At 72.4% G+C, this 2,273-nt stretch carries 2 protein-coding genes; both read right to left on the reverse strand.

Annotated features, from left to right (window positions below):
- Nucleotides 1-1,569, reverse strand: coding sequence for a serine/threonine protein kinase (locus tag D7V88_RS40780; protein ID WP_120545865.1), 1,569 nt, complete (start codon nucleotides 1,567-1,569; stop codon nucleotides 1-3).
- A gap of 20 nt (nucleotides 1,570-1,589) precedes the next feature.
- Nucleotides 1,590-2,273, reverse strand: a 684-nt coding sequence (locus D7V88_RS40785) for a PEGA domain-containing protein (RefSeq protein ID WP_208726750.1), incomplete at its 5' end; no start/stop codon positions are given.

A 2,273-nucleotide genomic window follows, 5' to 3' on the forward strand; every position in this document is an offset into this window, starting at 1 on the left:
TCAGATGTGTATAAGGGACAGTCCCTGCTCCGCGACGGGGGTGCCCGACGTGGAGCGCGCCACGGCGATGACGCCCAGGAGGCCCACGAGTCCCAGCGCGGCGGCCCCGGCCCAGACGGTCCGCTTGCGGCCTGGCGCGGAGGGCGGTCCCGGTTCGGTGACGGACACGGTGTCCGCCTCGCGGGGCTCGATGTCGGACCGGGAGCCATCCCGCGCTTCCCTGCCCAGGTTGCCCCCGGCCAGTTCGAAGCGCCCTTCCCCCTGCGCCACGCCCCGGCGGCCTCCCTGCGAGGCCTCCCCGGATGCGGCGGCGATCTCGCGCGAGTCGGAGCGCTTGCCCGACGGCGCCGCGAGCGGCTCGCGTGCCCCGCCGCGGTCCATGGACGACAGGGGCATCAACGGCGTGGAGGGCGGGGGTCGTCCCTGCGCGGCGTCCGCGGGGCGCCCGTCGCGGGACAGCACCAGCGTCGTGCCGTGCAGGTCCTCATCCGGCGAAGGGCTCCGCATCGCGCCCGACGCATGGCCACGCGACGACATCACCGCCGTGGGCTCACGGGGCGCGGGGGCCTCTTCCGAGCCGGGCGGAGGCAGTGCCCCATCCACCAGGGCCGTGCGCTCCGGCATCGCGGGCAGCGCCATGTTGCTGGCGGCCACCGGGAACAGCCTGCGCACGAAGTCGCCCACGTCGGTGTCGTCCACCGAGCGGGCCTTGTTCAGCACGCACTGGGCCAGGGCGCGCTCCAGCTCCCCCGCCGTCTGGAAGCGCTTGGACAGGTCGCGCTCCAGCGCCCGGCAGATGGCGGCGTCCAGGTCCGGGGGCACGTCTGGGTTGAGACGCGCGGGCGGCACGATGGTGCTCTCCTGCACCGCGCGCAGGACGGCGATCTCCGAATCCCCCTGGAACAGGCGCCCGCCGGTGAGCAGCTCCCACAGCACCACGCCCAGCGCGAACACGTCGGTGCGGACATCGACGCTTTCGCCCCGGGCCTGCTCGGGCGACATGTACGCGAACTTGCCCTTGAGCACGCCGGGGTTGGTCAGCTTGTTGCCCGCCTTCGCGATGCCGAAGTCGGTGAGCTTCACCGCGCCGTCGTAGGACACGAGCACGTTGTGGGGCGTGACGTCACGGTGCACCAGGTGCAGCAGTTCGCCGTTCACCCGCAGGCGGTGGGCGTAGTGCAGCCCGCGCGCGACCTCCGCGCCGATGTGCGCCACCAGCGTGGGCGGCATCGGCGTCATCGCCTCCTTGCTCCGCTTGCGCAGCTCCCACAGCGAGCAGCCGCGCACGTACTCCATCGCCAGGTAGTAGGTGTCCTCGTGCTTGTCGAAGTCGAAGATCTGCACCACGTTGGCGTGGTTGAGCCGCGAGGCCAGCCGCGCCTCGGCGATGAACATCTGCACGAAGTCCGGGTCGCTCGCGAGGAACGCGCGCACGCGCTTGATGACGACTTCCTTCTCGAAGCCCTCCGGCCCACGCGCGGTGCACAGGAAGATCTCCGCCATGCCCCCTTCCGCGAGCTTGCGGCGCACGACGTACTTGCCGACGTGGGTTCCTGCTTCGAGCGTCATGGAAGGGTCCACCGCCGCGCCTACTCGAACTTGACCGTCACCACGTTGAGGTCGATGGGGCGCACCTCGATGCGGCGGTTGAGGGTGCGCTTCAGCTCGGGGTTGGAGAACTTGCAGTCATACGTGCCCACCCGCAGCTCCACGGGCTGGAACGGCGTCTCACCCAGCTTGCGCCCGTTGCAGGTCACCTCCGCCCACGGCGTCACCACGAAGCTCACCGACGCGGCCCGGTCCACGGGCCGCACCGCCTCGCGCGCTTCTGGAGGAGGGACCGCCGTGGCTGTCGTCGCGACGACGGGCTCCCGGGCGACCGGGGCGGCCACCTTCGCTTCCTGCACCTCCGGCGGCGCGGGGTCCGGGGCGCGCGAATCCGCCTCGCCAGAAGGACCGGCTTCGGGCGTGGGCGTGGGCGTCGCGGGAGGCTCCGGGGGCGGTGTCTCCGAACCGGGTCGCCCGGAGGGGGTCATCGGCACGAGCTTCAGCGGCCCCACCACGAGCGGCCCGGAGTCCGGCACCACGATCTGCGTGCGGAACTCCCGGTAGCCTTCCTTCACCACCACGAGCCGGTAGCGGCCGGGCTTCACCGGGGGCAGCACCAGCGGGGTGCGCTCCGGCAGCACGCGGTCCTCGAACACCACGCGCGCGCCCGTGGGCTCGGACTCCACCCGCACCCCGCCCGTGGCCATCCCGGAGCCCCAGAAGAG

Source organism: Corallococcus terminator (assembly GCF_003611635.1).
Taxonomy (GTDB): domain Bacteria; phylum Myxococcota; class Myxococcia; order Myxococcales; family Myxococcaceae; genus Corallococcus; species Corallococcus terminator.

Coding starts and splice junctions, on each gene's coding strand:
- D7V88_RS40780 (WP_120545865.1), bottom strand. CDS start 1,569: ATGACGCTCGAAGCAGGAACCCACGTCGGCAAGTACGTCGTGCGCCGC.